This window comes from Amycolatopsis sp. NPDC023774, from assembly GCF_040639695.1.
Lineage (GTDB): Bacteria > Actinomycetota > Actinomycetes > Mycobacteriales > Pseudonocardiaceae > Amycolatopsis.
In genome coordinates this window covers 1-3,000 of record NZ_JBFAAJ010000092.1, presented here as the reverse complement: position 1 = coordinate 3,000, position 3,000 = coordinate 1, and the positions used below count along the sequence as shown (strand labels likewise).

The following is a 3,000-nucleotide window of genomic DNA, read 5'->3' as shown; positions in this document are numbered from 1 at the left end:
GCCCGCAGGTGATCGATCGCGTCGGCTGCGGCCCGAGGAGGGGTGCGTCGCACGGCGGCGCGCGAGGGCGCTGCCGGTCAAGCAGAGGCCGGCAGAGCTACGACTCGCTGCGTGCGGTGTTCCGACGGCTCAACGCGACGTTGGGCACGAACTGGACGTTGCACGACTTGCGCCACACGGCGGCGATTCGGATGTCGCGTGACCCGCGTCTGTCGATGCGTGACGTCCAGGTGATCCTCGGTCACGCGCACCTGAGCACAACTGCCGAGGTGTACCTGGTGGAGGACCAAGTTGAGGTCCTCGCGCGCGCTGCGGACCACCTGGCCGCCTTGGCCGCCGCGCCTGCCCCGCCGCCGAGGCCAGCGGCCCCGTACGCGGCCGCGCATCTGCAGGTGCTGTTCGGGGGTGAGCTCCGGTGACGTCGATCGAGACGAAGCGCACGAAGGATTGGATGATCGACCTCGCGCACCTGCTGGATCGTCCCCGCGTCGGCCGCGGTGACCAGCTGACGATCGACGAGGTGCTCGAGTTGCCGGCGCGCTCGCCGCTGTGGGTCGCGGTCGACCTCAAGGCGAACAACGCGACGATGGTGGAGTTGCGGCGCCTGCTGAGCTGGCTCGTGGGGTTCCCTGGCGCCGGTTGGCAGCAGCGGTGGCAGGCGTCGGGCGCCGATACCGGCCTGGACTGGCTCGGTACCTTGCCCGACCACCGTCCCTTCACCCAGGGCGGTCCGCGAGGCGCGGATGCGGGCCTCGTCGTGGCTTCTGCTGGAACAGGTGGTGCTGCCCAGCTACGACGCGCTGCTGGCCTACCGCCCGCACGACCTGCTGGTCCGCTGCCGCTTTCTGCATGAACCCGAGTCGTACGAAGCTCTTGCGGCCGGCACGGACAATGTGCGGTCGGCGACGTCGAGGAGCCAGCCGGCGGGGATGGCGCCGGGCCCGTCGAGGTGGGCGCGGAGGAATTCGATGGGGTGACGGCAGTCGGTGATGCCGGTGGCCCACAGGTCCGCCGACGCGAGCTCGAACGCGCTCATGCCAGGCAGGGCAGGGGCGTCGTGGCCGAGAGCGAGGCCGGGCAGGTGCTCGGCGCGGGTCGCGGCGGCGCCAGCGGCCCATAGGGCGGCGCGGCGATCTGGGCCGACGCGGGTGAACACGCCGGTGGTGGCGAGGGCTTCGATGACGGGCCGGTCGAGCTGCACCCGCTCGGTCAGCTACCCGATCGAGCCGTAGGGGCCGCCGGTGTCGCGTTCGGCCACGATCCATTCGGCGAGGTCCTGGCCCACCGAGCGGATGCCGGCCAGACCGAGCAGGATCGCGACCCCGCCGTCGGAGTCCGGGTCGGGTTCGAGGGTGTCGACAGCATCGATGTTCGGAATCATCGTATTACTGATCGGAATATTGGTTTCTTCCGTAGCCATAATTCGTAGCGGGAAGAAGCGAAAATAACTGCTGTCGGTGGTCAGACGTTGCCATGAGTCTGACCACCGACAGTTTTATCCGGGCTGACCGGGTTCGCTGGCCGTCGACCACGCAACGGCCAGCAAGGCGGTGGTCTACACCTCGGTGTGTCATGCCTCGCTGAACGCGATGTTGAGGCTGCTCGTCTGACGTTGTGCCTCGTCCTGGCCGCAGCGGCGCGACGCTACGTGGGTTGGGTGCTTCGTGGCTAGCAGCCAAAGGTGCCACGGTGGGTCAGTGGCCGGGTAACTCGTCGAGGGCGATCCGCCCGAGGGCATGACGGTCGCCACGGCTGGCGTGGCCCTGCCGCGGACGGTGGGGTGATCGCGCGGCGTTCAGGTAGCCACGGTGAGCGCCCGGCGCCGGTACTGGACCAGCCCGGCCGCCTGCGCGCCGACGGCGATGACGACGTATGCGATCAGCCACGGCGCGAACCCGGGCGGCTGGCGGTTGGTCGTGGCGAGGTCGGCGAGTACCGGTAGCGCGTAGAACGCCGGCAGTGCGCGGACGGGCTCGGTGCGGCGGAGGATCCCGTCGACGGAACGGGAGAGCTCGTCGTCGGCGAGCACCGGCCGGGTCAGCACGCCGATCAGCACCGCCGCCACCACGACCGCGCCCAGCGCCAGCAGCCCGACCCACAACAGAGCCCACACGCTGCCGGACGACACGACCATCGTCACCGCCAAGGCCGCGCCACCACCGAACGTGATCACCAGGGCCGCGACGAATCACCCGGTCAGCACCCCGCGCCACGAAGGTCGCGGCGCGGGTGCGGTCGAGCCGAGCCAGGCCGCGGTGCGCCGGTCGGCCCACCGCACCGGCAACCAGAGGATGAGCTGCAGCCCGGCGAAGAGGCAGAACAGAACGCGGCCCTCGGGCAGGTCGTCATGGTCCACTCCGGGCAGCAGCGACAGCAACTGCACCGTGAACGTGCCGAACGCGATCAACAGCAGACCGGCGAGCATCCCGGTCCACGTCGGCCCGGGTCGTGCACCCGCGCGCACGCCGAGTCGCCGGATGAGCAGCGGCGTGAGCCGGCTCGCCGGGACGTCGTGTTTCTCCAGCCATCGGCCGGCCGCCTTGACCTCGGCTTCGGTCGGGTCGGTCATCGGTTCCCCCTCGGTTCGAGAGGTATACGCGCGAAGAGCGATCTGCGTTGCCCGGTCGGCCGGGAATTTCTGCCCGGCGTGGTCGGCTGGCCACCGGTCTACAGGCTCTCGAGTCGGTCGTGGGCTTCGGCGGCGAGGACGGCGGTGTGGGCTTGGGTTCCACCAGCGGGCAATGGCGGAGTCAAACAGAGTGTGCAAGTCAGTGGGGTCGAGCGCGTCGACTTGCGACCTCGATGAGGTGCCAGTCGGCGGTGGGGAAGGCGGCGCGGGAGTCGGTGGCCTTGCCGGGCAGCGGCGCCGCAGTTCAAGCCATGATCAGCGCTTAGCGCTGGTTTCCGAGGCTGCTATATCTGTCAAGCCGCCTCGGCGACGGGGCTGAGGGTTGTTCGTGTGGGTGCTGCTGTTCGTTCCAGGAGCTTGTAGATCTGGCG

At 69.7% G+C, this 3,000-nt stretch carries 6 protein-coding genes; 2 read left to right on the top strand and 4 right to left on the bottom strand.

Annotated features, from left to right (window positions below; translation table 11 throughout):
- Positions 1 to 419 (top strand): site-specific integrase (locus AB0F91_RS46995; RefSeq protein ID WP_360608998.1); only part of this gene is annotated, 419 nt, incomplete at its 5' end.
- Positions 416 to 853 carry a hypothetical protein gene (locus AB0F91_RS46990; RefSeq protein ID WP_360608997.1) on the top strand — a complete coding sequence of 146 codons (438 nt, stop codon included), beginning with the start codon at positions 416 to 418 and terminating at the stop codon, positions 851 to 853. The genes AB0F91_RS46995 and AB0F91_RS46990, both read left to right, overlap by 4 nt.
- Here AB0F91_RS46990 and AB0F91_RS46985 read toward each other — a convergent pair.
- The 4 genes from AB0F91_RS46985 to AB0F91_RS46970 form a co-directional block, all read right to left on the bottom strand.
- Complete coding sequence (locus AB0F91_RS46985; RefSeq protein WP_360608996.1) at positions 809 to 1,201, bottom strand: hypothetical protein; 393 nt, start codon at positions 1,199 to 1,201, stop codon at positions 809 to 811. The genes AB0F91_RS46990 and AB0F91_RS46985 overlap by 45 nt on opposite strands.
- A 12-nt stretch (positions 1,202 to 1,213) precedes the next feature.
- Entirely contained in the window at positions 1,214 to 1,381 is a 168-nt protein-coding gene (locus tag AB0F91_RS46980) for a hypothetical protein (RefSeq protein WP_360608994.1), read from the bottom strand.
- Positions 1,382 to 1,795: 414 nt separating this feature from the next.
- Positions 1,796 to 2,173: a hypothetical protein gene (locus AB0F91_RS46975; protein WP_360608992.1), complete on the bottom strand. Its 378-nt coding sequence runs from the start codon at positions 2,171 to 2,173 to the stop codon at positions 1,796 to 1,798.
- A gap of 15 nt (positions 2,174 to 2,188) precedes the next feature.
- Entirely contained in the window at positions 2,189 to 2,569 is a 381-nt protein-coding gene (locus tag AB0F91_RS46970; RefSeq protein WP_360608990.1) for a hypothetical protein, read from the bottom strand.
- Between the last annotated feature and the right edge of the window lie 431 nt (positions 2,570 to 3,000).

Excerpts from the sequence above, each read along its gene's own strand:
- AB0F91_RS46980 (WP_360608994.1), bottom strand. The coding sequence starts at position 1,381 with ATGATTCCGAACATCGATGCTGTCGACACCCTCGAACCCGACCCGGAC.
- AB0F91_RS46970 (WP_360608990.1), bottom strand. The coding sequence starts at position 2,569 with ATGACCGACCCGACCGAAGCCGAGGTCAAGGCGGCCGGCCGATGGCTG.